The organism is Rothia uropygialis, assembly GCF_004137765.1.
In the GTDB taxonomy this organism is placed as follows: domain Bacteria; phylum Actinomycetota; class Actinomycetes; order Actinomycetales; family Micrococcaceae; genus Rothia.
Genome location: NZ_NOIS01000002.1, coordinates 449,461 through 472,815, shown reverse-complemented (window position 1 = coordinate 472,815; position 23,355 = coordinate 449,461). Strand labels below are relative to the sequence as shown.

At 61.4% G+C, this 23,355-nt stretch carries 21 protein-coding genes; 11 read left to right on the top strand and 10 right to left on the bottom strand.

Features of this window, described 5'->3' with window-relative positions; all coding sequences use genetic code 11:
- Positions 1 to 78 precede the first annotated feature (78 nt).
- The 5 genes from EWV35_RS05710 (at position 79) to EWV35_RS05690 (ending at position 4,422) form a co-directional block, all read left to right on the top strand.
- Positions 79 to 1,290 (top strand): M20 family metallopeptidase, encoded by a 1,212-nt coding sequence (locus EWV35_RS05710; RefSeq protein ID WP_238654186.1) that lies wholly within the window; start codon positions 79 to 81, stop codon positions 1,288 to 1,290.
- Complete coding sequence (locus EWV35_RS05705) at positions 1,287 to 1,604, top strand: hypothetical protein (protein WP_129658958.1); 318 nt, start codon at positions 1,287 to 1,289, stop codon at positions 1,602 to 1,604. The genes EWV35_RS05710 and EWV35_RS05705 overlap by 4 nt, the downstream gene beginning before the upstream one ends.
- A complete protein-coding gene (locus EWV35_RS05700) occupies positions 1,601 to 3,055 on the top strand; it encodes a sodium:solute symporter family protein (protein ID WP_129658955.1) in 1,455 nt (484 codons plus the stop codon). The genes EWV35_RS05705 and EWV35_RS05700 overlap by 4 nt, the downstream gene beginning before the upstream one ends.
- A gap of 68 nt (positions 3,056 to 3,123) precedes the next feature.
- Entirely contained in the window at positions 3,124 to 3,438 is a 315-nt protein-coding gene (locus EWV35_RS05695; RefSeq protein WP_238654184.1) for a hypothetical protein, read from the top strand.
- A 39-nt stretch (positions 3,439 to 3,477) separates the two neighbouring features.
- On the top strand, positions 3,478 to 4,422 hold the full coding sequence (locus EWV35_RS05690) for a fumarylacetoacetate hydrolase family protein (RefSeq protein WP_129658953.1): 945 nt from the start codon (positions 3,478 to 3,480) through the stop codon (positions 4,420 to 4,422).
- Between the two features lie 332 nt (positions 4,423 to 4,754).
- Here the strand turns inward: EWV35_RS05690 and EWV35_RS05685 are convergent, their stop codons facing one another.
- From EWV35_RS05685 to EWV35_RS05670, 4 genes are read right to left on the bottom strand one after another with little or no spacing between them, the layout of a single operon-like run.
- The gene (locus tag EWV35_RS05685) at positions 4,755 to 6,203 is read right to left on the bottom strand and encodes a PTS ascorbate transporter subunit IIC (protein WP_129658951.1); all 1,449 of its coding nucleotides are present in this window, start codon (positions 6,201 to 6,203) and stop codon (positions 4,755 to 4,757) included.
- Positions 6,204 to 6,222: 19 nt separating this feature from the next.
- A complete protein-coding gene (locus tag EWV35_RS05680) occupies positions 6,223 to 6,513 on the bottom strand; it encodes a PTS sugar transporter subunit IIB (protein ID WP_129658948.1) in 291 nt (96 codons plus the stop codon).
- Between the two features lie 31 nt (positions 6,514 to 6,544).
- Positions 6,545 to 6,988 (bottom strand): PTS sugar transporter subunit IIA, encoded by a 444-nt coding sequence (locus EWV35_RS05675; RefSeq protein ID WP_129658946.1) that lies wholly within the window; start codon positions 6,986 to 6,988, stop codon positions 6,545 to 6,547.
- A gap of 18 nt (positions 6,989 to 7,006) precedes the next feature.
- Positions 7,007 to 7,735 carry a GntR family transcriptional regulator gene (locus EWV35_RS05670; protein WP_165168371.1) on the bottom strand — a complete coding sequence of 243 codons (729 nt, stop codon included), beginning with the start codon at positions 7,733 to 7,735 and terminating at the stop codon, positions 7,007 to 7,009.
- Positions 7,736 to 8,147: 412 nt separating this feature from the next.
- On the opposite strand from EWV35_RS05670, the gene EWV35_RS05665 reads away from it, so the two are divergent.
- A complete protein-coding gene (locus EWV35_RS05665) occupies positions 8,148 to 11,468 on the top strand; it encodes a DNA polymerase III subunit alpha (RefSeq protein WP_129658942.1) in 3,321 nt (1,106 codons plus the stop codon).
- A 37-nt stretch (positions 11,469 to 11,505) separates the two neighbouring features.
- On the opposite strand, the gene EWV35_RS05660 is transcribed toward EWV35_RS05665, so the two are convergent.
- From EWV35_RS05660 to EWV35_RS05650, 3 genes are read right to left on the bottom strand one after another with little or no spacing between them, the layout of a single operon-like run.
- A complete protein-coding gene (locus EWV35_RS05660) occupies positions 11,506 to 11,859 on the bottom strand; it encodes a GNAT family N-acetyltransferase (RefSeq protein ID WP_129658939.1) in 354 nt (117 codons plus the stop codon).
- Positions 11,860 to 11,901: 42 nt separating this feature from the next.
- A complete protein-coding gene (locus EWV35_RS05655; RefSeq protein WP_129658937.1) occupies positions 11,902 to 12,975 on the bottom strand; it encodes a pirin family protein in 1,074 nt (357 codons plus the stop codon).
- A 7-nt stretch (positions 12,976 to 12,982) separates the two neighbouring features.
- The gene (locus tag EWV35_RS05650) at positions 12,983 to 13,465 is read right to left on the bottom strand and encodes a carboxymuconolactone decarboxylase family protein (protein ID WP_129658935.1); all 483 of its coding nucleotides are present in this window, start codon (positions 13,463 to 13,465) and stop codon (positions 12,983 to 12,985) included.
- Between the two features lie 244 nt (positions 13,466 to 13,709).
- On the opposite strand from EWV35_RS05650, the gene thrS reads away from it, so the two are divergent.
- From thrS to bioD, 4 genes are all read left to right on the top strand, one after another.
- The gene (gene thrS, locus EWV35_RS05645; protein WP_394342436.1) at positions 13,710 to 15,746 is read left to right on the top strand and encodes a threonine--tRNA ligase; all 2,037 of its coding nucleotides are present in this window, start codon (positions 13,710 to 13,712) and stop codon (positions 15,744 to 15,746) included.
- 253 nt (positions 15,747 to 15,999) lie between these two features.
- Positions 16,000 to 17,343: an adenosylmethionine--8-amino-7-oxononanoate transaminase gene (gene bioA / locus EWV35_RS05640; protein WP_129658930.1), complete on the top strand. Its 1,344-nt coding sequence runs from the start codon at positions 16,000 to 16,002 to the stop codon at positions 17,341 to 17,343.
- Positions 17,340 to 19,637: an aminotransferase class I/II-fold pyridoxal phosphate-dependent enzyme gene (locus EWV35_RS05635; protein ID WP_129658928.1), complete on the top strand. Its 2,298-nt coding sequence runs from the start codon at positions 17,340 to 17,342 to the stop codon at positions 19,635 to 19,637. The genes bioA and EWV35_RS05635 overlap by 4 nt, the downstream gene beginning before the upstream one ends.
- Positions 19,634 to 20,383 (top strand): ATP-dependent dethiobiotin synthetase BioD, encoded by a 750-nt coding sequence (gene bioD / locus EWV35_RS05630; RefSeq protein ID WP_165168369.1) that lies wholly within the window; start codon positions 19,634 to 19,636, stop codon positions 20,381 to 20,383. The genes EWV35_RS05635 and bioD overlap by 4 nt, the downstream gene beginning before the upstream one ends.
- A gap of 25 nt (positions 20,384 to 20,408) precedes the next feature.
- On the opposite strand, the gene EWV35_RS05625 is transcribed toward bioD, so the two are convergent.
- Positions 20,409 to 20,912 carry an FBP domain-containing protein gene (locus EWV35_RS05625; RefSeq protein WP_129658924.1) on the bottom strand — a complete coding sequence of 168 codons (504 nt, stop codon included), beginning with the start codon at positions 20,910 to 20,912 and terminating at the stop codon, positions 20,409 to 20,411.
- Between the two features lie 106 nt (positions 20,913 to 21,018).
- Here EWV35_RS05625 and EWV35_RS05620 point away from each other — a divergent pair, with 106 nt between their 5' ends.
- Entirely contained in the window at positions 21,019 to 21,597 is a 579-nt protein-coding gene (locus tag EWV35_RS05620; protein WP_129658922.1) for an HIT family protein, read from the top strand.
- A gap of 3 nt (positions 21,598 to 21,600) precedes the next feature.
- Here EWV35_RS05620 and EWV35_RS05615 read toward each other — a convergent pair whose 3' ends face one another.
- Both EWV35_RS05615 and EWV35_RS05610 read right to left on the bottom strand, forming a co-directional pair.
- Positions 21,601 to 22,215, bottom strand: a complete 615-nt coding sequence (locus EWV35_RS05615) for an LOG family protein (RefSeq protein ID WP_238654182.1) — start codon at positions 22,213 to 22,215, stop codon at positions 21,601 to 21,603.
- Positions 22,216 to 22,311: 96 nt separating this feature from the next.
- Positions 22,312 to 23,319, bottom strand: coding sequence for a hypothetical protein (locus EWV35_RS05610; protein WP_129658918.1), 1,008 nt, complete (start codon positions 23,317 to 23,319; stop codon positions 22,312 to 22,314).
- Positions 23,320 to 23,355: the final 36 nt, after the last annotated feature.

Genomic DNA, 23,355 nt, shown 5'->3' with positions numbered 1-23,355 from the left:
CTACGGCGAGGCATTTCTGTCGCCGCACCCCTCCTGCTTAGTCTGACTATGTTTCAGATCACGATTCGAGGAGGCGCAGTGGTTGCGCAGAGCGTCGTCGCCGACGTAGAAGAGACGAAGAAGTCCGCCCAGCGAACCGCCCAGGGCGTTTCCGACGAGGTGCTGTCCTTGAGCCACAGCATCCATGCGGAACCGGAGGTGGCTTTCGAAGAGGTCGAAACTTCACGGAAAATGGTCGATGTCCTGAAGGACCACGGATTCTCGATCGAAACTGGAGTCGCTGACCTGGAGACCGCCTTCGTCGCCAGCTACGGCAGCGGCGATCTCGTCGTCGGCATTTGCGCCGAGCTCGATGCGCTGCCCGGAGTGGGGCACGCTTGCGGGCACAACATCATCGCTTCCGCAGGTGTGCTGGCCGGTTTGTCGCTCGCTTCGGTTGCCGATCGGATCGGAATCACCGTCAAGGTTTTCGGGACCCCTGCCGAGGAATTCGGCGGAGGCAAAATCTTCATGCTGCGCGCGGGAGCATTCGACGGCGTCCACGCCGCCATGATGGTCCACCCCGGGAGCGAGGAACACGCCAGCCACCTCACACGGTCCGTCGTGGATCTGGAAGTGACGTACACCGGCCGTCCTGCTCACTCGGCCATGGCCCCCTTCCGAGGCATCAACGCTGGGGATGCCGCGACCGTGGCGCAGGTCGCCATCGGCCTGTTGCGCCAACACCTCAGGCCCGGTGAACTCGTGCACGGGATCGTGACTTCCGCGGGCGATGCGCCCAACGTGGTGCCCCACCACTCGTCGCTGCTGTACGACGCTCGCGCCAACACGATCGCAGAGCTCGAAGGCCCGGGCGGGGTCAAGGAGAAATTGATCCGCTGTTTCGAAGCCGGAGCCGTGGCCACAGGCTGCGACGTCGAAATCAAAGACGAATGGCCTGCGTTCTCGGAATTCCGCAACGACGATCCCATGGTTGCCGCCTACCGGCGCAACGCGGAAGCCCTCGGACGGGTTTTCACGGACGCCCCGATGGACCAGCGTATCCGGGAGGCCGGATCGACCGACATGGCCAACGTATCCCTCGAGATCCCGGCAATACACCCCAGCATTTACGTTGAGGCGGACGGTGCGACATGCCACCAGCCCGAATTCGCCCAATACTGCGTCAGCCCCAGCGCCGACCGGGCCGTGATCGACGGCGGTACGGCGATGTGCTGGACCGTGATCGACATGGCCACCGATCCCGATCAGCGTCAACGTCTGTTGACCGCGCGAACGGATTCCCGATGAGCGCCCCCGAACAGGCCACGGCGGAGCGTCGGCGGAAAGCATCGACCGGTCGCAAGACACTGTGGTGGTGCGTGTGTCTGGCTCCCGTGCTCGCCGCGTTCGTCCTCCAATGGCTCCCCATCCTCAACGGACCCCATTTGTTCCTCGGCTTGCCGACGATCATGTGGTGGACCTGCATCCCCGGAAGCCTGATGATCAGTCTGGTCTTAGCGATCGTGGAATTCACGCGGACGGATTCTTCCTACGAAGAACTCCTCGACCAGCAAGCCATACGGCGTGCGGAAGCACGGGAAAATCGGGGTGAGCGGTCATGAGCACCATCGCATGGGTCGCCTTGGGCGGAATCCTCGTCATCGCTCTGCTCGGTTTCATGGGTCGACGCAAACCCGATCTCGACCTCGCGGAGTGGACCGTCGGCGGGCACAAATTCGGCGTGGCCACCACCTGGCTGCTGCAAGCCGGCGAGGTCTTCACTACCTTCACTTTCCTGGGAACCGCCGGCCTCGTGGTTTCCGGAGGGGCGGCATCGTTCTACTCGATGCCCTACGTCCCGCTGGGCTATCTCGCACTGTATTTCCTGGCCCCCAAGATCTGGCGCATAACCCGCGCTCGCGGGCACCTCACGCAAGCCGATTTTCTGGAAGACGCGTATTCCTCACGCGCCCTGGGAATTCTGGTGGCGATTTCGGGCGTCGTTTTCTTGTTGCCGTATCTCCAGCTTCAGATCACGGGGCTTGGCCTGATCGTCCAGCTGGTCACGGGCAACCATTCGATGGGTGCGTGGTCGATGGTGATCGCTTTCGTCCTGGTCGTGGCATTCGTCCTGTGGTCCGGGCTGAGGGGAGTGGCGACCACCGCGTATTTCAAGGACGTACTGATGATCGTGATGCTCTTCGTCATCTGCATTGCGGTTCCCATCCACTACACCGGCGGCTTCACCAACGCTTTCGAGGTAGTTCGGGAAAAGATGCCGGAGATGCTTTCGGTCCACGGCACGCAGGAATACGGGATTTTCTGGTACATCTCCAACATGGCGATCAGCGCCATCGGTGTGGCCTTTGCGACCATGCCGCACAACTGGCCCCCGATCATGTCCGCGCGGAATTCCACGGTGCTCCGACGGAACTACTTGTGGCTTCCCTTCTACAACACCTTGATCGTGATGCCCCTGGTCGTGGGGTATGTGGCTCTGGTGGTTCTGGGAAGCAATGCGGATCCGGACAGTTCTCTGCTGGATCTGGCCTCGGGAATGTTCCCGGATTGGCTGATGGGCGTTGCGGCCGTGGCCGGAATCGCGACGGCGATGGTCCCTTCGGCCTCGTTGCTCATTGCCATCAGCACACTGGTTTCCCGGAATCTGGCGCGTGCCCGATCCGAGAAGGCTCAGTTCACGATCACGCAGATCACGGTCGTCGTGGCGACCGGTTTGGCCCTGTTCCTCTCGATCGTGATGCCGGACCTCTTGGCGAATCTCTTGCTCCTGACCTTCTCAGGTCTGGACCAGCTTGCCCCCGCGATCGCGGCCGCGTTGCTGCTCCGGAAGAAGATCGGCGCCTCGTCGATTCTGGCGGGCGCGGTCGTGGGGCTCGCGATCGTGATCGGGTACACCTTCTGGTGGACACTGCCTTGGGCCATCAGCGAAGGAATCATCGGTTTGGTAGCGAACGTCCTGGTGGTCGCGGTCTTCGAAGCCATCCGCCGGAGCACCCGCAAGACCCCTGCCGAGGCACCGATCACGAGGGTCTCGGAGGTCCTGGAAAGCTGACCCGCTTAAGTTGTCAGTCACCCTTCCTAGGATTCGAATATATATTCGAATAAAAGCTAGGAGGCGTTGTGCTCAACACTCAGGTTATGACGACGGCGGCCGGGCAGCCCCTGCGCGTGGAGATCGACGGTCATCGCTACAGGGTCGCGGCCAACCCAGTCCGGTGGTACGAGCGGCGGGCGTGGTGGACCGAGGTTGATCGCGCCCCGAAAGATTTGTGTCCGTACCTGGTGGATCGAGAGATGTGGCAGGTCCAGGTGACGGTGGACCTCCCGGTTGGGGCTCGGCGTCGTCGGGGCGCCGTGAAGGATGACGAGCTGAGGACCCTGCAACTGGAAAGAAATCGCGTCACGGGTGGATGGAACGTGGTAGAGAACCTGTAGCCTGAAACGGAGTTTTCTGTCACGTGAGGTGGTTGAGCGATGAAATTGGGGCGCGCGTACGTCGAGAGCCTGTTCGATCAGCAGACCGGGTTGTATACCTGGGTGGAGGTCGCGGGCAAGCGCTATTATCTGCGGGATGTCGGTCCCGCCAGCGTGGTGGACAGCAGCCTGTTCAGAGAAGGCTCAGACGAGGCCCGGGAGAAGTTCTATTCGAATCTCGGCCAGGGCGAATTGCCTCATGTGCGTTCGATGACCGATGTGCTGCCCATGCAACCCGGGAAGATTCTCTGCGTCGGTCTGAACTACCATGATCACGCCGAAGAAGTCGGGGCGGAATTGCCCCAATATCCCACCGTATTCACCAAATTCTCGAATTCGCTCGTGGGACCGGATGACCCCATTGCGATGCCTCCGGAGTCAACCAAAATCGATTACGAGGCCGAGCTCTGTGTGGTTGTCGGTCGGTCTGTGCGACGTGTCAACGAAGAAGACGCGCTCGGGGCCATCGCCGGATACACGCTGCTCAATGATGTCTCCGTCCGCGACTGGCAGGGCCGAACGAGCGAATGGTTCCAGGGGAAGAATTGGGACTACAGCACGCCCTTCGGGCCGCATATCGTCTCCAGGGACCAAGTTGATCCGGTTGAGGGGCTCAAGATTGAATGCCTCGTGGACGGGGAGGTCATGCAATCCGGCACCACCGCCAACATGATTTTCACTCCGGCCCAGATCGTCTCGTATCTCAGCACCTTCATGACTCTGGAGCCCGGGGACATTATCGCTTGCGGTACCCCCGCGGGTGTGGGCATGTCCAAGAAGCCCCACCGATTCTGGCTCAAGGCTGGTCACGAGGTCACAGTTCGAGTGGAAGGCATCGGGGAAATCACCAATGAGTGCGTACCCGAGCCGGAAACCGTGGAGCACTTCAAGAACAAGGCCTGGTGGGGCCCAGGTGTTGCTTCCGCATCACGGGGTGCCCACTGACCCGCGGTTGAGTCCTACGAGGAGCTCTTGGGTGGTTGACGGGTTCCGTTGCGGCCGTCGGGGGAGTCGTCGTTTTCGTCGAGGAAGCCCAGTTCCGCTTGCAGGTGCAGTTAAACGTTGACTGCGGGGTCATGCCCGAGGAAAGAGGAGTTCATCGACTGGCACGAGTGCAGAAGTTCTTGCCGGTTCGTGGCCACCTCTGCCTGCAACCGGCCCCGCGTGTCCGGAACGTAGTGGTGCGGCTAAAACACGAGAAAACGACGCCCCCCAGTCCAACAGTGGAGAGGGCGGCGTCGTTCGTTCGAGCCTAGTGTGCTTTCCGGAAGCCGCTGCTAGGAAGCGGAATCGGATGCGTCCGCGGCGTTGGAGGAACGAGTTTCGGAGGAATCTGAGGTTGCACTGCCTTCCGCTGCGCGCCCGCGTGCTTCCCGCTTCTTTGCGGAGCGCCCGATGCCGAAGCTCGCCCCGAATAGCGCGAGCAGAGCGACCAGGATGCCTACGATGATGAATGCCTTGCCGCCGATGCCGAGCCAGCCAAGGTAGAGGCCAATGACGCCGTAATCCGAATCGCCGAAGGTCGCGTTCGCGTTACCGATGTCGCCGAGTAACGGTAGGAGCAGTAAAGGAACCAGCGTGATCAGAATGCCGTTGGCAAAGGCACCCAGAACCGCACCGCGGCGTCCGCCGACGGCGTTACCGATAACGCCCGAGGCGCCACCGGTCATGAAGTGCGCGACGATACCGGGGATGATCACGGCGGTCCCGAGCATGCCCAACACCCCCATTCCGATCAGGCCTGCTACCAGCGAAGACAGGAATCCCACCATGACCGCGTTCGGCGCGAACGTGAAGGTGATGGGGACGTCCAGAGCGGGCTTGGCATCCGGCACCAATTTCTCCGAGATCCCCTTGAAAGCCGGGACGATCTCGGCCAGGATCACGCGGACGCCGGCCAGGATAATGAACACGCCGGCGGCGAACTGACCGGCCGACATGACCGCCCAGAGGATGTAGTTCTGTCCGTCCGAGATGTTGTCTTGCACGTAGCCGGGCCCGGCAAACAGCGCCACAACGATGAAGATGATGCCCATCGACAGGGCCACGACGACGGTCGAATCGCGCACGAAGCCCAAGGACTTGGGTACCTTTAGCTTCTCGGTCGAATTCTCCGGGTCACCTTTGGTGAGTCGCGCAACGAGGCCTGAGAGCGCGATGCCGAAGCCACCGGTGTGGCCCAGCGCCACGGTGTCTTTGCCGGTGACTTGCCGCATAAAGGGTTGGACGATCGCGGGCGAAACGGTGGTGATGATGGCCTCTGCAATCGAACCCCACAGGATGGCCTCCCAGGTGCTGAAGCCCGCGACGATCAGGATCACCGCGATCATGGCCGACTGGTACAGGGCCACGTGCCCGGACAGGTAGATGTACTTGAACCGCGTTATCCGAGCCAGAATGACGTTGACGACCATACCGAAGAAAAAGATCAACGCGGCGGCGGTGCCGTATTCCTGCAGCACCGGACCGACGATCGCCTCGTTATTGGGGACGATGCCTTGAACCCCGAAGACTTCGGAGAACATGTCCCCAAAGGGATCGAGAGCAGCGACGACGACGGCCGCGCCAGCCGAGAGGACCAGGAAGCCGACGAAGGTCTTGACCGTGCCCTTCATGATGTCTGCACCAGGTTTGCGTTGCAGAAGGAGCCCGACCAACGCGATCAGCGCGACAAGGATGGACGGTTCAGAGAAGATTTGGACGAGTACATGGAGCGTGCTGTTCATAATGGAATCCCTTTCACGCCTAGTCGCTTAGCGGTATGCCAAGTCGAAGGCACGTTTCCTTGACCTTTCGGTCGAGTTCGTCCTGATCAATGATCGAATCCAGGATGACGACGTCGTCGAAGCCTGAAACCGAGTTTTCGAGGTCCTTTCCAACGAAGAAGACATCGGCGTCCGTCGGACCTGCCGAGCCGAGGTCTGCGTGATCGACCTCGACGTCTTTGGCCCCGATCTTGTCGAGTGCCGCCTGGATGTTCATTTCGACCATGAAAGAGCTGCCCAAACCGGAGCTGCACATTGCCATGAATTTCATCGTGATGTCCTTTCGTAGGTGGGTTGGCCGTTTAGTTGGCCGTCAGGAGATTTAACATTTCGTGTGGATCGCTAGCGTGCGTCAGGCCGTCACGCCTGTCCTCGTCCCGCAGGATCGTCGCGAGATCACGGAGGGCTTCCTGATGCGCGGAATCGTCGGCCGCGACGAGGAAGACGACCGTGCGGACGGGGTGTGCCTCGTCGTCATTGAGGTTCACGGGCTCACGGAGAGTCAGCACCGAGAACGCGGTCTTGAGGGCACCTGCTTCGGGCCTGGCGTGGGCGAGGGTTATGCCAAAACCGAGGTCCATGTAGGTCCCGCCCGGTTCCTGAACGTTCGCGATGATCTGATCAATGTACGATTCGCGAATGGCCCCTGCCTCGAGGAGAGGCTGGCCCGCCCTGCGAATCGCATCCTGCCACGAGACGACGTCGTCGACGAGGACCCGATCGAGGGTGAGTTCTTCCTTGAGCATCAGATAATTCCTTCCGGGTTAAGACCTGCTAATGAACAGGAACTGGGGAGAAGCCTGCTTGTCGGCGTAGATCGTTTCGGTGCAGACCTCGGGCGTCTCATTGTCGGCGTAGAAAGTGATGAAGGTGCGCAATCGGGTATCGGCTGCCTGAATGCCAAGGTGCTCGGCTTCCTCCCGGGTCACGTCGGTGAGCTGGGCATTGGCCCTTCCCCAACGTGGGGTAAAACCGAATTCCTCGGAAAGGACAGCCTGCAAGGATTCTCGGGCGAAGTTATGGTCGAGGATTCCGCGGTATTTCCGAGCGCTCATCCAGCTGCGTGTCAGATGGTCGATGCGGCCTTCGACCGAGCGAACGCGATCTAGGCGAAGGAGGGGCTCTTGGGGTGAGAGGCCCAAGGAATTGGCCAGGCCACTCAGTGAGGTGGTGATTCCTTGGAAGAGGACCTTGGACGTGACTTTGATGCCCTGGCCCGTCATTTGCGCATAAAAGCCCTGGGAATCGACTATCTCGGGCGGGTGAGTTGGTGAAGTACCTTGCGCGCTCACGAAGGTTCCGCGGCCGTGTTGCCTGGTCAGGAGGCATTCATCGACGAGTTCCTCTATCGCCCGACGGATGGTCACTCGGCTGACCTCGTATTGTCGGCACAGCTCGGCTTCGGAAGGGAGTGAAGTGCCGGCGCGGAGTTGGCCGTAGTCGCGGCGAATGGCCTGTTGCACTCGCTGATACTTCTTTGCCGCGACCATCATGAAGCCTCTCCATCGACGTACTTCAATACAAGTCATCATAATGACTCGTATGGCCTTTGGATAGGGCTTTACCAAACCGGTCGGAGGTGTTCTGACGCAGCGCCTGAGAGGGGCGTGGTTTTCGTCAAGCCTTCACGGCGGGTTAATTCGGATGTTTTTCCGGTTCCTGGCGGTGTTCTTCCGTGAGCGTGGGGTGCGTCAAGCTCCAGGTTGGTGATTTCGAAGTTCTGGTCGACGCCGGAAACCAGAGCGGCGGATATTTGCATGGCGATGCTCGCTTTATGTAGGGAGTATGAGCTCGAAACCGGCCACAACCGGAAGGGACTCCAGCCTTCCGCGCGGTGGCCCGTTGTGCTCATTGACCCGCGCGTCCTGTTTTGACTTAATATTCGAATATATGTTCGATTGAGGCGTGAAGTTCCCGCACTTGATCACCTACAGCGCATACAGCGCGCACTATGGCGTCTCCGCACCCGCGGAGCTCGTCGCTGCAGCCGTGGGACACGGTGCAACTCACCTCGGACTGACCGATCGGGACGGTCTCTACGGGGCCGTCAAGCACGTTCGTGCCTGTATGGACCACGGCGTCACACCCGTCTTGGGCGTGGATCTCGCGCTCGCAGACCCCTCGGACCGGAAAATCATCGGACGCGTAGTGCTCTTGTCCGAAGGGCACGATGCCGGGGCAGGGTACGGGGATCTTTGCCGGCTCATCACTCGGGCTCACCGGAGTCGGGACCATACCGGACGCGGCACACTGGGGGACAGGCCCCGTATCACCGCTGCAGACCTTGGCCGCGCCGTCGCACTGGACGAGGGACACTTTGTGGTTCTTCTCGGACCGGAATCCGACTACGGGCGTTTGGTCGCGGCCCGCAAATACCGTTGGGCGAGGGTCAGCCTGGGCGACTGGGTGAGACTGGTCGGCGGGTCCCGGGTTCGAGTGAACCTCGTGAACCACCTGACTCGCCCGGGAGAACACCGAAGTATTTCGCACGCCGCGCGCATGTTGGGCATCGCCGCGGAATCCGGGGTAGGTGCCGTCGTCAGCAACGCGGTCCGGTACGCCACCGAGGACCAAGCCGTCACCGCGGATGTCCTCGATGCCGCCCGCGGGCTCACGGGGCTCGGGGAGGGAAGCCAACAAGCCAATGGGCAAGGGTGGCTCAAGCCCCCGCAGGACATGGGCGCAATAGCCGCAGAGATCGCCCGCGCGGCCGACGCCGGCACCACCGCCTCGGAACTGTCGGCCCTCACCGCGGAGCTGGCCCACCACTGCGCCATCGACCCGGCCATGGACATGGGCTACGGGACCCCCACCGTCCCTGAGGCGCATCTGACAGGAGTGACGCAAGCCCCCGCCGCCGAGTTAAAAGCCCGATGCGAAGCGGCCCTCGAACGCGTTTATGGTCCGGAAGCGGACCAGACAGTCCATGGCCCCGGTCTGGCCCGGAGCGACGGGGAAACCCCGAGGCAACGCCTCGACCGCGAATTGGAGACGATCCGAAACCTCGGATTCTGTTCTTATTTCCTGACCGTCGGTCACGTCTCCACCCTCATCGATTCCCTGGGAATCCGTCACGCCGCCCGTGGATCCGGCGTATCCTCCCTGGTCAACTATCTTCTGAACGTTTCCGTGGTCGATCCACTCGAATACGGTCTCGTCTTCGAACGCTTCCTCTCCGACAAGCGTTCGACCCTGCCGGACATCGACATCGACGTCGAATCCGCCCGCCGCCACGAAATCTACCGTGCCGTCTTCGAACACTACGGCGACCACAGGGTCAGCCTCATGTCCATGCACAACGGTTATCGGGCTCGCGGTGCAGTCCGCGATGCCGCTCGAGCGATCGGACTTCCCCCGGCACAAACAGATCGCATCGCCAAAACCATCTGGCGCGTTCCCGCCGGAGAACTGCGCGAACTCCTCGAAGTCAAACCCGAACTTGATGAGCTACGCCGAGAAGCCCAGGAGGATCCAGCGGTCAATCTCCTCATCGACCTCACCGAAAGACTCGACCGCCTCCCTCGTCACCTCTCCATGCACCCGTGCGGGGTCATCCTGTCCAACGCGTCGCTCCTGCGTCGAACCCCCGTGCAACCCTCAGGCATGGGCCTGCCCATGAGCCAATTCGACAAGCACGACATGGACCCCATGGGCCTCCTCAAACTCGATATTCTCGGCGTGCGCATGCAATCTTCCATGGCGTACACGCTCCAGGAAATCGAGCGCACCGAAGGGCACAAACCCAATCTCGAAGCCATCGACACCCAAGACCGAGCAACCTTCGACCTCATCCGCTCGACTCGGACCCTTGGCTGTTTTCAGATCGAATCTCCAGGCCAGCGCGAGCTCATCGGCAAGATGCAGCCCGCGAGCGTCGGCGACCTCATCATCGACATCTCGCTCTTCCGTCCAGGCCCCATGCAATCTGACATGGTTCGGCCATATCTGGAATCCCGCCACGGATTCACAACCCCCCATTACATTGAGGAAGACCTCATTCCCTACCTTAAAGAAACCGCCGGGGTGATGGTCTTCCACGAACAGATCCTCAACGTCTTCAGCGCCATGACAGGATGCAATCTTGCCTCCTCGGACGAGTTCCGTCGTCAACTCGGCGGCCCTCGCGAAGGTGAAGTCGAAGAATATTTCCGGCTCCACGCCAGGAGAAACGGTTACTCCCAGGATGTCATCGAGAAAACATGGAAAGCGCTCGCCGCATTCGGATCCTTCGGATTCTGCAAAGCCCACGGGGCCGCATTCGCGATTCCCACGTACCAATCCGCGTGGCTCAAAACTCACTACCCGGCGCATTTCATGACGGGGCTCCTCGAACACGACCCCGGAATGTACCCCCAGAGACTGATCCTCGCCGAAGCCAGACGCATGGGGATCACACTCCTGCCGCTGGACATCAACAGGTCCGGACGGAGTTACCGAGTGGAACATATAGGGCGTTCCGGACGGTGGGGGATCAGACTTCCCCTCACTCAGCTTTCGGGAATCAGCCGAGCCGAGATCGACAGGATCATCGCCCGAGCCCCTTACACCTCCGTAGCGGATCTCATCGCACGCGCCCGCCCTCACAAACCGACCCTGGACCGACTCGCAGCGGTGGGTGCCCTCGATGCCGACGTCTTTCACGGCGTACGGCACCAAAGCAGAGAATATCCCGCCCTCGATCGCGGCTCGCACCCGGACGGGGAAAGCGCCGTTCCGATCCAACTGGCGTTACCACTCGGCGCTCGCGTCGAAACGCCGTATGCGGACCGGGACACGAGCGACGTGACCTCAACGGTGCGCACCGAACTGGACCTGCTGACCTTGGACGTTTCTGCGCACCTGATGGCCGGCTATCGGGAGAGGCTCAGGTCGTGGCCGTTGACTCGGGCCGCGGACCTGATCCGGCTGCGCAACAAATCCGAAGTATGGGTCGTGGGCGTGCGAGTCTCAACCATGACACCGCCGATGAAGAACGGGAAACGAGTGGTCTTCATATCCCTCGACGACGGCACCGGCTGCGTGGATGCCGCATTCTTCGACGAAGCCCAGAGGCTCTCAGGGCCGGACCTGTTCGGTACACCCATGATGCTGATCCGGGGGATCACCCGCCGCACAGGACCTCGGGGGATTTCCTTGACCGCGGAGCAAGCATGGGACCTCACCACAGTGGTGGAAGGAAAAATACCACTGCCTTTTCCTCCCCACTCTGTGAACTTCGGGGCATGAGTCATCCCGTCCTCGTCACCGGACGCCGAACCGAAAACTAGCCCAAGGCCTTGAGATGCTCCGGCGTGACCGATGTCGAGAACTCTTCGTACTCCGGATGCTTGTGAATCCACGACTTGACGTAGGGGCACACCGGAACGATCGTGAAGCCCTCCTTGATACTCGAGTCCAGGGCACGGCGGACCAGAGCGGAGGCAAGCCCCTTGCCATTGAACTCTTCGCTGACAAAAGTGTGCGGGAAGATCCGGGTTTTCTCCTCCCCACCCTCGAAGTCCACGAATTGCGTGAAACCAGAGGCTTCACCGGAACCGTTCGTGTGAATCTCGAACGCCGGACGTCCCTCCTGGTGTCCGACGATCACCTGAGGATCGTCCACAGTAGGTACTGGCATGACATACTCCTTCTTCTCTTCGGATTCCCGGGCTGACCAGTCTCAGCCTCTGAGTTTCAAACGGGTGCGCGGTAGCTCTGGGGCAGGCAGAGGAGCAGGCGTATTCGGCGGAAAACGACCGAACTGAGGTGTATCCGTTCCATCCGGATTCTCGGGGCTTTCCGAGGGCCGGGCTTCACCGGGATCCGCGAATCCCATTTCCTGCATGTAGCGCTCGCGCCATTGGGAAATCTCTTCATGGCTGCGTCCCACGAAGTTCCACCACATGAGAATTTGCTCGTTGAGGGGCTCCCCGCCCAGAAGAAGAGCGATCCCCGGCTCCGAGCCCACGCTGATGCGCACCGATTTGTGACCGGTCGGCACAAAACCGATGGCCTCCTGCGGCACCGTGACCCCATTGAGTCTCAAAGACCCGCTCACGTGCACCAACCCGTGCTCATGATCTTCCGGGAGCTCCACCTCGAGTTCGGTGTGGGGTTCGAGCCGTATTTCGGCGCCCGTCAACGGGATAAACGTCGGGACCGGCGACGTCTGGCCGAACAGGGAACCCAGGAATACTTTGGCTTCATATCCCTGTCCGTGCACAGTCTCAGGTCGGTGAGATTCCAAACCAGGGTCGGAAAAACGTGCCGCACTCGGTAACGCGTACCAGAGTTGGAGCCCGTGCAACGTCGTCGTTCCCGCCGGGGAGAACTCGGAATGCGTGATCCCGCGCCCCGCATTCATGAGGTTCACTTCACCCGGTCGAACGGTTGCCCCATTGCCCGCCGAATCCAGATGATCGATTCTGCCTTCGAACAGCCACGAAACCGTGGCCAAGCCTGTATGGGGATGACGCGCGACCTTCATGCCTCCGGTCCGGGCGACGTCGTCCGGACCATATGAATCCACGAAGCACCATGCACCGATCAACGAGCGGGCACGCTGCGGGAGCGAACGATGCACTGTCATCGCCCGCGGCCCGCCCAAAGGAACCTCACGAGGTTCAAGGATTTCCACGACGCCGTCTTCGCACTGCTCGCGAGTCACGCCATTGCGCAAACCGGCAGAAAACTTTCCCTGAGAGGGATCGGTCGCACAAACGACCTCTTGAGGGTCTTTTTCGAGATTGCTCATCCTGGGATCACTCTTTGACTCGGGGGACGGGATGATGTGACATGATGGAAATCCGATTGGTCGCATTCATGGTGATGGCCAACCACTGAACCGCACTATACTGCGCGTCCGTGAGAGATCCAGCACTCAGTAACTGGGCGAAATCCCGATCTTCGCCCTCGGGAAGCAACGTGACGGTTTCCGCCAGATACAGAGCCGCCTTCTCCTGATCCGTATACGCCTCCGTATCCTGCCACGCAGGCAGGAGCGACAGGCGCTGCTCGCTCACCCCCGCTTTCTTTGCGCGCTGGGAATGAAGATTCAGGCAATAGGCACACCCATTGATCTGGGATACCCGAACTGAAATCAACTCGACGAGCTGACGATCCAAGCCCGCCGTGCGGGCCGATTCGGCGCTCGCTGCGCTCAGGGCGCCTATTGCCTTCCACGCCCCAGGGTCAGCCTTGTCCAGATAAAACCCTAAAGGGTCGTGAGCGAAATGGTCAGACATACTGTGCACAACCATGACGGAGTCACGATCATTCCGGGAGCTCTCACATTCTCCTGAGGCAAGAAAAGAAACAATCGGTTCAGCCTCCCGAGGCGAGAAGGTATCCACAGGAAACGAGCATCCGACCTGGCAGGCTTCCGAGTTCGAGGTAGAATCACCACGTTCCTTCCCGACGGAGAGAACATCCCCGCATGGCACGCCCCAGGTATCGGCGTGCGTCCAACAACTCGAGGAGTGAGTGTCCATGGCCGAGAACACGGCCGAAAACCTGCATATCACCGTCCACGGCGAATCCCAGCAGGTGACAACGGGCACCACCGCTGCCGATCTGTTCGCAGAAGACCCGAAGGTCGTCGTCGCCCGCATCAATGACGTCCTGAAGGATCTGAGCACGCCGCTGACCGAGGGAGACTTCGTCATCCCCGTGACGATTGACCAGCCGGAGGGCCTCGAGGTACTGCGCCATTCGGCTGCCCACGTCATGGCGCAGGCGGTACAGAGCATGCGTCCCGATGCCAAGCTCGGCATCGGACCCTACATCACGGACGGCTTCTACTTCGATTTCGACGTCGAGGAACCGTTCACGCCCGAGGACCTGAAAAAGGTCGAGAAAACGATGATGAAGATCGTCAAATCGGGTCAGACGTTCCGGCGTCGTTCGGTTACCCACGAGGAAGCCCTCGAGGAGATGAAGGACGAGCCCTACAAGCTCGAACTGTTGGGTCTTTCCCAGGGGCCCGGTTCGGGATCGGATGCCGCCGAGGGCGCCTCGGTTGAGGTGGGCGAGGGCGAGATCACCATTTACGACAACGTGGATCGCAAGGGCGAGGTCGTCTGGAAGGATCTGTGCCGCGGTCCGCACCTGCCCAACACCAAACTGATCGCCAACGGCTACGCACTGACCCGTTCGGGCGGCGCATACTGGCGCGGCTCGGAAAAGAACCCCATGCTCCAGCGCATCTACGGCACCGCATGGCCCACCAAGGAAGAGCTCACGGCCTATAAGGAGCGCATTGCCGAGGCCGAGCGCCGGGATCATCGCCGGCTGGGCGAAGAACTGGATTTGTTCTCTTTCCCCAAGACCATCGGTCCCGGCCTGCCCGTATTCCACCCCAAGGGCGGCGTGATTAAGCGCGAGATGGAGAATTACGTCCGCGACCGGCACATCGCGGAAGGTTTCCAATACGTGGGGACCCCGCACATCGCCAAAGAAGACCTGTTCTACACGTCGGGCCACCTGCCTTACTACACCGAGGGAATGTTCCCGGCGATGGAGCTGGACAACGGCAATTACCGCCTCAAGGCGATGAACTGTCCGATGCACAATGAGATCTTCCGAGCGCGCGGACGTTCCTACCGTGAATTGCCGTTGCGTTTCTTCGAATTCGGCACCGTGTATCGCGACGAGAAGTCGGGAGTTCTTCAGGGACTGACCCGCGTGCGCATGATCACTCAGGACGATTCCCACAGCTACGTGACCAAGGAACAGGCGCCCGGGGAAGTCCGCCACTTGCTGAACTTCATGTTGTCGCTGCTGACCGACTTCGGTCTGACCGATTTCTACCTCGAACTCTCCACCCGGGAGACCGAAGGAGAGAAAAAGGACAAGTTCATCGGCACGGACGAACAGTGGGAAGAAGCCACGGCCGTTTTGGAGGGCGTCGCTCGCGAGACCGGTTTGGAACTCGTTCCGGACCCGGGCGGAGCTGCATTCTACGGGCCCAAGATCTCCGTTCAGGCCAAGGACGCGATCGGCCGCACGTGGCAGATGTCCACGGTGCAGTACGACTTCAATCAACCGGCCCGATTCGGCCTCGAATACCAGGCAGCGGACGGCAGCCGTCAAGAGCCGGTCATGATCCACTCGGCGAAATTCGGTTCGATCGAGCGATTCATGGGTGTGCTGACCGAGCATTATGCGGGGGCATTCCCAGCGTGGCTCTCCCCGGTTCAGGTCATCGGTATTCCGGTCGCCGAAGCGTTCAACGATTACATGGCCGAGATCGCCCAGAAGCTCCAGACTCAAGGCATTCGCGTCGAGGTCGACTACGGGACGGACCGCTTCCCCAAGAAGATTCGTAATGCTTCCAAGGAGAAGGCTCCATTCGTCCTCATCGCAGGTGGTGAGGATGCCGAGAACAACGCGGTGTCCTTCCGATTCCGCGACGGTTCGCAGGACAACGGGGTTCCCGTCGACGACGCCGTCGCTCGCATCGTCGAGCACGTGCAGAATCGGGTCAACACCGATCCCACGTCCGACGCCGAGACCAGCGATGCCTAGACCGACGTACTGACTCGGCACAGCCGGCCCAGGAGGGTCGGGTAGGTACCCGTTATGGGTACCTGCCCGGCCCTCTTCGCGTTCGCAACTCTCCGTGCCACACCGGTAGGCAGTTTTACCCAATTTGAACAGCGTTCAAAAACTGGTTACGGTACTTCCATGCGACAACCGGAACACCGCCCATCGTGCCCGAAAGTCATCTATCGGACAGAGGACGTCAGAGGGGCCGATCTGTCCATGGAAGGCCGAGATCGTGGTTGAGTCCCAGGGGTTGCTCCCCCGGGATGCCCGCCATGTGTGGCATCCGTACGCGCCCGTCGAAGAAGAGCAGCTCTATGCGGCCCGTTCCGCCGACGGCGCACTGCTGCGGCTGGAAGACCCCCAAGGGCAAGAGCACACGGCGATCGACGCAATGGGATCGTGGTGGGCGATGGTCCACGGGCACGCGCACCCGAAGCTGATCGACGCTCTGCGGCGACAATCCGAAATCATGCCTCACGTGATGTTCGGGGGCCTCACCCACGAACCGGCCGTCCGACTGGCCGAGTGCCTTGTCGCGAATTCGCCCTCCGATCTGCAACACGTGTTCTTCTCGGACTCCGGATCGATAGCCGTGGAGATCGCCCTCAAAATGGTGATCCAGTACCAAGCCGCTACGGGACGACCGGACAAGAACCGAATGCTGACGGTTCGCGGCGGATACCATGGGGACACCTTCGCCACAATGAGCCTGTGCGATCCGGTCGACGGGATGCACCACGCTTTCAGCCCACTGGCGACGCAACATATCTTCGCCCCGCGGCCGCCCGGAGGCCACTACGACGTAGCCGACGGCTCATGGAACTGGGATGACCAAGCCCTGAACACGTGGGCCGAGGAATTCGAGTCAATCCTGGCCGATCACCGGGATCGCATCGGCGGCGTCATCCTCGAACCCGTGCTCCAAGGGGCCGGAGGCATGTACGTGTACGATCCACGAGCCCTCGCCGTTGCTCGTCACGCCTGCGATGCTCATGACTGCCTGCTCGTCCTTGACGAGATCGCTACCGGATTCGGCAGAACCGGTCGATGGACGGCATCCGAGTGGGCCGGAATCGAGCCCGACATCATGTGCTTGGGCAAGGCCCTGACCGGCGGGACCCTGACAGGGGCAGCCACCCTCACGACCATACGGGTCGCGAAAGAAGTCTCCGGAGGCAGAAACGGAATGCCGGCCGCGTTGTTGCACGGTCCGACCTTCATGGGCAACCCACTATTCTGCACGGTGTCCTTGGCGTCCCTGGAACTGCTGACAGACGAGGAGTCCGGCTGGGCGCGGCAAGTGCCTCGTCTGGAACGACTACTCGCCGACGGCCTGGCTCCGGCCAGGAAGCTGAACTCGGTCGCGGACGTGAGAGTCCTGGGTGCCGTAGGCGTCATCGAGCTGAACCGTGACGTGGATGTACGAGCCGTGACCCGGGCCGCGGTGCGACGTGGAGTCTGGATCAGACCGTTCCGTCGGCTGGTCTACGTGATGCCGCCCTACATCACCACCGACGCCCAGACGAGGCAGATCTGCCACGGACTCATCGAAGCGATTGACGAGGTCCACGGATGAGTGCCGACTGGAGCGAATGGGCCGAGAATCGGCAACGCGTCCGGACCCGCCGCAACTTGGGCCGAACGGCCGACGCGCCCCCATCGGCAAACGCGAAGGCGACGGTGATGGATTTCCGGACCAATGACTATCTGGGTTTAGGCTCACGCAGCTTGCTGGCTCGTCAGGACCCCGCGCCCGTTGGCGCGGGATCCTCCCGCGTCGTCGCCGGCACGCACCCGGCACACCGGAAACTCGAATCCGCCCTCTCGCGACTGGCGGGAGCGACGGACGCGCTCGTCTTCTCGTCGGGTTACCTGGCCAACCTTGGCATCATCGGCGCCCTGGACGCTCCGGGAACCACACTGCTGATGGACGAGCACGTGCACGCGAGCCTGCGCGACGCAGCGCGAGCGGCGACGTCCCGCCACGAATTCTTCCCTCACCAAAACCTGGCCGAACTGGCGCATGCTCTCGAGAACGCACGGCAAGCACAACCGGGCGGTCGCATCGCCGTCGTCGTGGAGTCGGTGTATTCCGTTCTGGGGGACGCGACCGACCTGGACGCGCTCGCGGGACTCTGCGCGGCCCACCGGGCTCTTCTGGTCGTCGACGAGGCCCATAGCTTCGCCACCGTTCCGGGAGGAACCCTCACCGGAAGACATGGGCTATGGGCCGAGGAGCGGAACACGGCGGCACCGATTATCGTCACGGCGTCCCTCTCCAAAGCGCTCGCGGGGCAAGGCGGAGTGATCCTCTTCGGAGGCTCGGTGACCCGAGCCACCCTGTGGCGCGACCACATGGTCAACACCGCCCGTACCTTTGTCTTCGATACCGGCTTGTCGCCGCTTGTGGCCGCGGCCGCCCTCGAGGCCTGCTCCGTCGTCGCCGAACAGAATCTAGCGGGCAGGCTCGAGGAGCGGCGTTGCCTCGCCCGGACGGTGCTCGGACGACGCTCCGCCGTCGAACGCGTGCTGGACGGCGGAGACGGGCCCATCCTGTCCCTCCGCATGCCTTCCGCGGCATCCGCACTCGCCGTGGCCCGGGAACTGGAGGAAGCCGGAATCCGAGTGGGAGTCTTTCGGCCCCCGAGCGTTCCCGACAACATCTCCCGTATCAGGTTGTCCGTTCATGCCGACCATCGGCCGGACAGGCTAGTCATCGCGCTCGAACACGTCGCTTCCTCGGTCGAACGGGCTTGGGGCATCACGGACGGTTGTCCCTTTGCCGCACGCGACGCTCGTCCACCCGAACACCGTCACCGGCAGATCCTGGTCGAGGATCCGAACGTGGTGCGAGATATTATGGGCGATCCCCGGTCATTCCTCCCGGACAACGCGTTGACGACCAACGTCCCTTTGGATCCGGCCCCTCGACGGATCCTGGCCAAGGTCGGATTCCAATTGCCTCCCGTCCTCGCCTCCGCGACAGGCGAATTGCATCGAAGGGTGCGAAGGGTGACGACCCCGTACTTCTCGGCGGCCACGGTCAGACGCAGACTTCCCGACATCCGTCGAATCTGCCGAGACAGCATCAAAGAACTGGAAGCCGACCTCGGCTCGGGGCCGGTGGACCTTTCCCGCACTATTTCCTTCGCCGTCCCCGCCCGAAGCCTGCAGATGCTCTCCGGGATGCCCGCCCCCGAATCCACCGAATTGCAACAGTGGAGTGCGGACTCCCTCGAATTGTTCTGGGGATGGCCCGAGCGGTCCCGCCAGATACGGTTGGCTCGCTCGGCGGCGGAGCTCTACGCCTGGCTCAGGAGCGCTGTCCAAGAATCGCGCGGCGGCGAAAACCTCTTCGCGAGCCTGCTCGATGCCGGAATCAGCGTCGAACGTGTTGTTTCCCTTGGATACTTCCTGGTCATTGCCGGGCAGGAAACCACCAGAATGCTGATCAGCACGGCCCTCCACCGGGCACTCGGTGATCGCTGTCTTTGGACGGAACTCGGGAACCCTGAATCCGGACCGGGAGTGGCAGACGAACTCATCCGCGAGACCCTGCGCAGGAGTTCGTCGGTTCCCACCTGGCGGCGGCAATCGGCGGTCCCGACCGATCGTCCGGGACTGCACACGGAACCCGGCGATCACCTGCTCCTCCGTCTTTCAGGCGACGCACTGCCGGACCACCGGCTGGCCTTCGGGCACGGAATCCACCGTTGCCTCGGTGCGGCACTCGCCGAACAGGAGTCCTCGCTCGTGATCCACGAGTTGGCCCGCAGCCTGCCCGGCCTGCGTCCGAGCGGTGTCGCACCATCGTGGCTGACGCTTCTGTCTTTCCAATCCCCACAACACGTCATTGCGGAGAATCCGTGATCACCCCTTCTGATCCTTGCGCCACGGGCTCCCTTCCGCAAACCTCGATCTGGGTGGTTACGGGGACCGATACAGAGGTCGGCAAAACGTGGACCACGGCGGTACTCGCGGGAGAAAACCTGAGAGAAGCGGGACGAGTTCACATCGACAAACCTGTCCAGACGGGTCTGAAGCCAGGGGAACCCGGTGACGTCGAGGAGTGCCTCGAGATGATGGGGCATCCGAAAGGGCTGACCGGCTCGGAGGGGACAAGGCTCGGCCCCGCGATGGCGCCTCGCGACGCGCTGGACTGGTCCGACTCGACCGATGTCGAGTTGCCCTCGTTGGAATCCCACCTGGCGCGCTGGAACTCGCGCCTGAGCGCTTCGACAACACTTGTGATCGAAGGCTCCGGGGGAGTCACGGTGGCCTTGACGTCTGAAGGCGAGACGGCGGTCGACGTCGTCGATACCCTGCGTCGGCGCACCGAAAGCGCAGCCGCAGGGAAGCCAAAGGTGCGCCTTGCTCTCGTCTGCCGACCCGGCCTGGGGACCCAGAATCACACCCAACTGGCCATGGAACATTTGGACCGCCGTGGAGTGCTTCCCTCATGCCTCGTAGTTTCGGGCACCTCCGCTCGGCCAGACGCCGTCGAGAGGGCCAACCTGAGGTTTCTGGTGCGTCTCGCGGCAAAATATCGGGCGAGAATGTTCACGATCCAGCGAGGGTCTCTGCGTCTCGAGGAATTCTGTGACGGCAGGCTCTAGGCATCAAGAGATCCGGCGTCGAGCGTCACGGCCTGGATCGGGTTTTGAGACGGTTGATGAAACGCTCCACGTTGTTGGCGGTGCGATCCTTGCGGTCCTCGACGGTCATGGTCTCTTCCATCTGCCGGATGCCGACGGGCCGCTTTTTGTTCACGGCGTACTCTGAGCACCCCAAATCGGAGCACAAGTACGTGCCCAAGGAGGAATAGTGTTCCTTCCTCGTCGCGGGACGTTGAGCGGAATACATCGACACGCCGCTGCCGCCATGCAGCGTCATGCAGAACTGGCACATCTGGGCCATGGGTCGGCCGCGCTGTGGCGTCCTCTGCAGAACTATGCCTTTGGGCCCATCGTCGGTCTCCGCGACCACGTAACCGCGGTGCGGGCTCTTGGCATCGATCCATCCGAGAAATGCCTGTGATTCCCACTCGATGTGGGAAAGGCCTGCGGGAAGGTGGAGCCGTTGAGCCTCACCCTGGCTGCAATTGATGAAGCTGTTTCTGATCTCGGTCTCGGAGAGGGATCGCATGATTTCCAACCTATACCCGTGCTCACCTGAATAAATGCGTCGATGTCATGAAGGCTCAATACGTAAGGAACCGCACTGGGGCGTGCGAACGACCTAAGCTGGAAACATGACGGAGGAACCTGACTACTCAACCGACGATTTCGTGTTGCCTGGGGTGCCCGATGCGTTCCAGCGCATGTGGACCCCGCACCGTCGGGCCTACGTCAGTGGAGGCCAGAAGGACTACACGGAGATTTCGTGTCCGTTCTGTGTCGCCCCGGAACGCAGCGATGAGGAATCGCTGATCGTCTACAGGGGAGAACATGTCTACGTGGTCCTGAACCTTTATCCTTACAATCCGGGGCATTTGTTGGTCTGCCCGTACCGTCACGTGGCTCAATTCGACGAAATCGATTCGGCTGAGACCGCAGAAATGTCAGCCTGCGTGCAGGCAGCCATGAGGGTTCTCCGCGAAACCTCCAACGCCGCCGGTTTCAACATGGGCATGAATCAAGGCAAAGTCGGTGGGGCCGGAATCGCGGCTCATCTCCACCAGCATGTGGTTCCTCGGTGGAACGGTGACACCAATTTCTTGCCGATCGTCGCCGGAACCAAAACCGTCACCCAGACTCTGGACCAGATTCGTCGTATCGTCGCGGACGCATGGCCGAAAGACCTGATCAACCCCAACGACCCCAAGAATTGATTGCTAGCTTGCCCATTTGGGTTTGAGGGGTTGCCAGGTGCTCAGGGCTTCAAGTAGTAGCTCAGGTTCAGATTCGACAATGAGCGAGTGTCGCAGATTCTCTCGCAGAAACCCTTCTTCGACCATGTGGTCTAGAAGCTCGATCAGGGGATTCCAAAAGCCATTGACGTTGTAGAGCGCAACGGGTTTCGAGTGCAGCCCAAGGTGCTGCCAGGTCCATGTCTCGAAGAGTTCCTCGAGCGTTCCGGCTCCGCCGGGCAAGGCCACAAAAGCGTCACCCAGCTCGGCCATCCTGTTCTTCCGTTGGTGCATGTCTCCCACGACGTCGAGGGTCGTCAGCCCCGGGTGCGCAATCTCACCTTCGACTAAAGATTGAGGCATAACCCCGTGAACTGTGCCCCCGGAATGGAGGGCGGAGTCCGCGAGAATCCCCATGAGCCCGACTTTGCCCCCGCCGTAGACGACGCCGATGCCTCGCTGTGCGAATGCAACGGCCAGCCGGCGAACCGCCTCGGTGTACACGGCGTCGTTACCGGTCGCGGAACCGGTATAGGCCGTGATCGTGCGGATAGGAAGCGCAGGCATGGGATGGGTGGAAGCTGACTCATCGATACTCATGTTTTCCACCATAGACACCTCGGACATGACGAGAAGGGGCATGACACCCACTGCTCACGAGGATTGCGAATCGTGGGATTCCATCACGGCGGTTTCCTAGAACAGAGACTCCTGAACACTCACCGGCCCGTCGTCGCCGAGGAAGAGGGCGCACGTCCTGTTTTTCAATGCGGCCGTATTGAGCAACCATCCGGCCGTGTCGGGATCGCTTTCGGTGCAACCGGAAAGAAACGGGCCGGAACCGGATACTATTCGGAAACTCCGAGGTCCGGAAGACCACGCTTCGTAGCCCTGGAGCGGCCGGGAGCGCGCTGTGCCCAGTTGCTCGTAAGCTCGCAGCATCGCGCCGCCCGGCGTCCATTGCTCCGTTACTACCCGATAGCCCGAATCGTCCCATGCAGACAGCTCATCGCGGACCGTGGCCGCGATCTGGTCGTGAATTCTTGTCAGCTCCTCCGGGTCCTCAGGGTTCAGCCATGCCTTGTACTTTGCCTGGACTCTCTTGAGCTGAGTGAGCTGAACGGTCTGCGTCACGGCGTCTTCGAGTCGTCGGACCTCCAGGCCGTCGTCGGCGAGTGCGACGTAGCTGGCCCGGGCGACCGCTTGTTGATCGAGGCGTGTGACCTTGGACCTTTCGTGCGCGGTGCCGACTTTTGATGTGCCGTCAGGAAACGTCGCGACGTACAACCAATGAGGCCGGGCGGTGTAGGCACGTGCAACCTTCGACAGTTCAGCTCCTCGGTGGGCGCGGTGAATGGGTCGAAATTTGTCCAAGTGCATGCACAGCCGGCACTGCTGTCCCTTCGTGATGCGGTTCCCCTGTGGGCAGGGGACCGTCCGGAAAAACGGCCGTGCGTCAGCGTCGAACTCACCGTGTGCGAATCCGCTGCACCAGAGACCGGCGGATTCCTCGTCGTTTGCGAGCAAACGGATATTGAAGACGCTGCCGGGAGGCAACGGCACGGTGATGACCTCGCCGCTCGGTGAATTGTCGACGAACGGCTCGACTCTGACCGCGGGTAGTCGTTCCGGCCACGAAAGATCGCGCCAGATGAAACGTGAATCGGGAAAACGTTGAGGCGCCGTCGCATGCGTCGAATTCATCACTCCATCATGGCAAATATTGCGGAAAGGCACGGG

Excerpts from the sequence above, each read along its gene's own strand:
- EWV35_RS05705 (WP_129658958.1), top strand. The coding sequence starts at position 1,287 with ATGAGCGCCCCCGAACAGGCCACGGCGGAGCGTCGGCGGAAAGCATCG.
- EWV35_RS05700 (WP_129658955.1), top strand. The coding sequence starts at position 1,601 with ATGAGCACCATCGCATGGGTCGCCTTGGGCGGAATCCTCGTCATCGCT.
- EWV35_RS05690 (WP_129658953.1), top strand. The coding sequence starts at position 3,478 with ATGAAATTGGGGCGCGCGTACGTCGAGAGCCTGTTCGATCAGCAGACC.
- EWV35_RS05685 (WP_129658951.1), bottom strand. The coding sequence starts at position 6,203 with ATGAACAGCACGCTCCATGTACTCGTCCAAATCTTCTCTGAACCGTCC.
- EWV35_RS05680 (WP_129658948.1), bottom strand. The coding sequence starts at position 6,513 with ATGAAATTCATGGCAATGTGCAGCTCCGGTTTGGGCAGCTCTTTCATG.
- EWV35_RS05675 (WP_129658946.1), bottom strand. The coding sequence starts at position 6,988 with ATGCTCAAGGAAGAACTCACCCTCGATCGGGTCCTCGTCGACGACGTC.
- EWV35_RS05670 (WP_165168371.1), bottom strand. The coding sequence starts at position 7,735 with ATGATGGTCGCGGCAAAGAAGTATCAGCGAGTGCAACAGGCCATTCGC.
- EWV35_RS05660 (WP_129658939.1), bottom strand. The coding sequence starts at position 11,859 with ATGCCAGTACCTACTGTGGACGATCCTCAGGTGATCGTCGGACACCAG.
- EWV35_RS05655 (WP_129658937.1), bottom strand. The coding sequence starts at position 12,975 with ATGAGCAATCTCGAAAAAGACCCTCAAGAGGTCGTTTGTGCGACCGAT.
- EWV35_RS05650 (WP_129658935.1), bottom strand. The coding sequence starts at position 13,465 with ATGTCTGACCATTTCGCTCACGACCCTTTAGGGTTTTATCTGGACAAG.
- thrS (WP_394342436.1), top strand. The coding sequence starts at position 13,710 with ATGGCCGAGAACACGGCCGAAAACCTGCATATCACCGTCCACGGCGAA.
- EWV35_RS05635 (WP_129658928.1), top strand. The coding sequence starts at position 17,340 with ATGAGTGCCGACTGGAGCGAATGGGCCGAGAATCGGCAACGCGTCCGG.
- EWV35_RS05625 (WP_129658924.1), bottom strand. The coding sequence starts at position 20,912 with ATGCGATCCCTCTCCGAGACCGAGATCAGAAACAGCTTCATCAATTGC.
- EWV35_RS05620 (WP_129658922.1), top strand. The coding sequence starts at position 21,019 with ATGACGGAGGAACCTGACTACTCAACCGACGATTTCGTGTTGCCTGGG.
- EWV35_RS05615 (WP_238654182.1), bottom strand. The coding sequence starts at position 22,215 with ATGAGTATCGATGAGTCAGCTTCCACCCATCCCATGCCTGCGCTTCCT.
- EWV35_RS05610 (WP_129658918.1), bottom strand. The coding sequence starts at position 23,319 with ATGAATTCGACGCATGCGACGGCGCCTCAACGTTTTCCCGATTCACGT.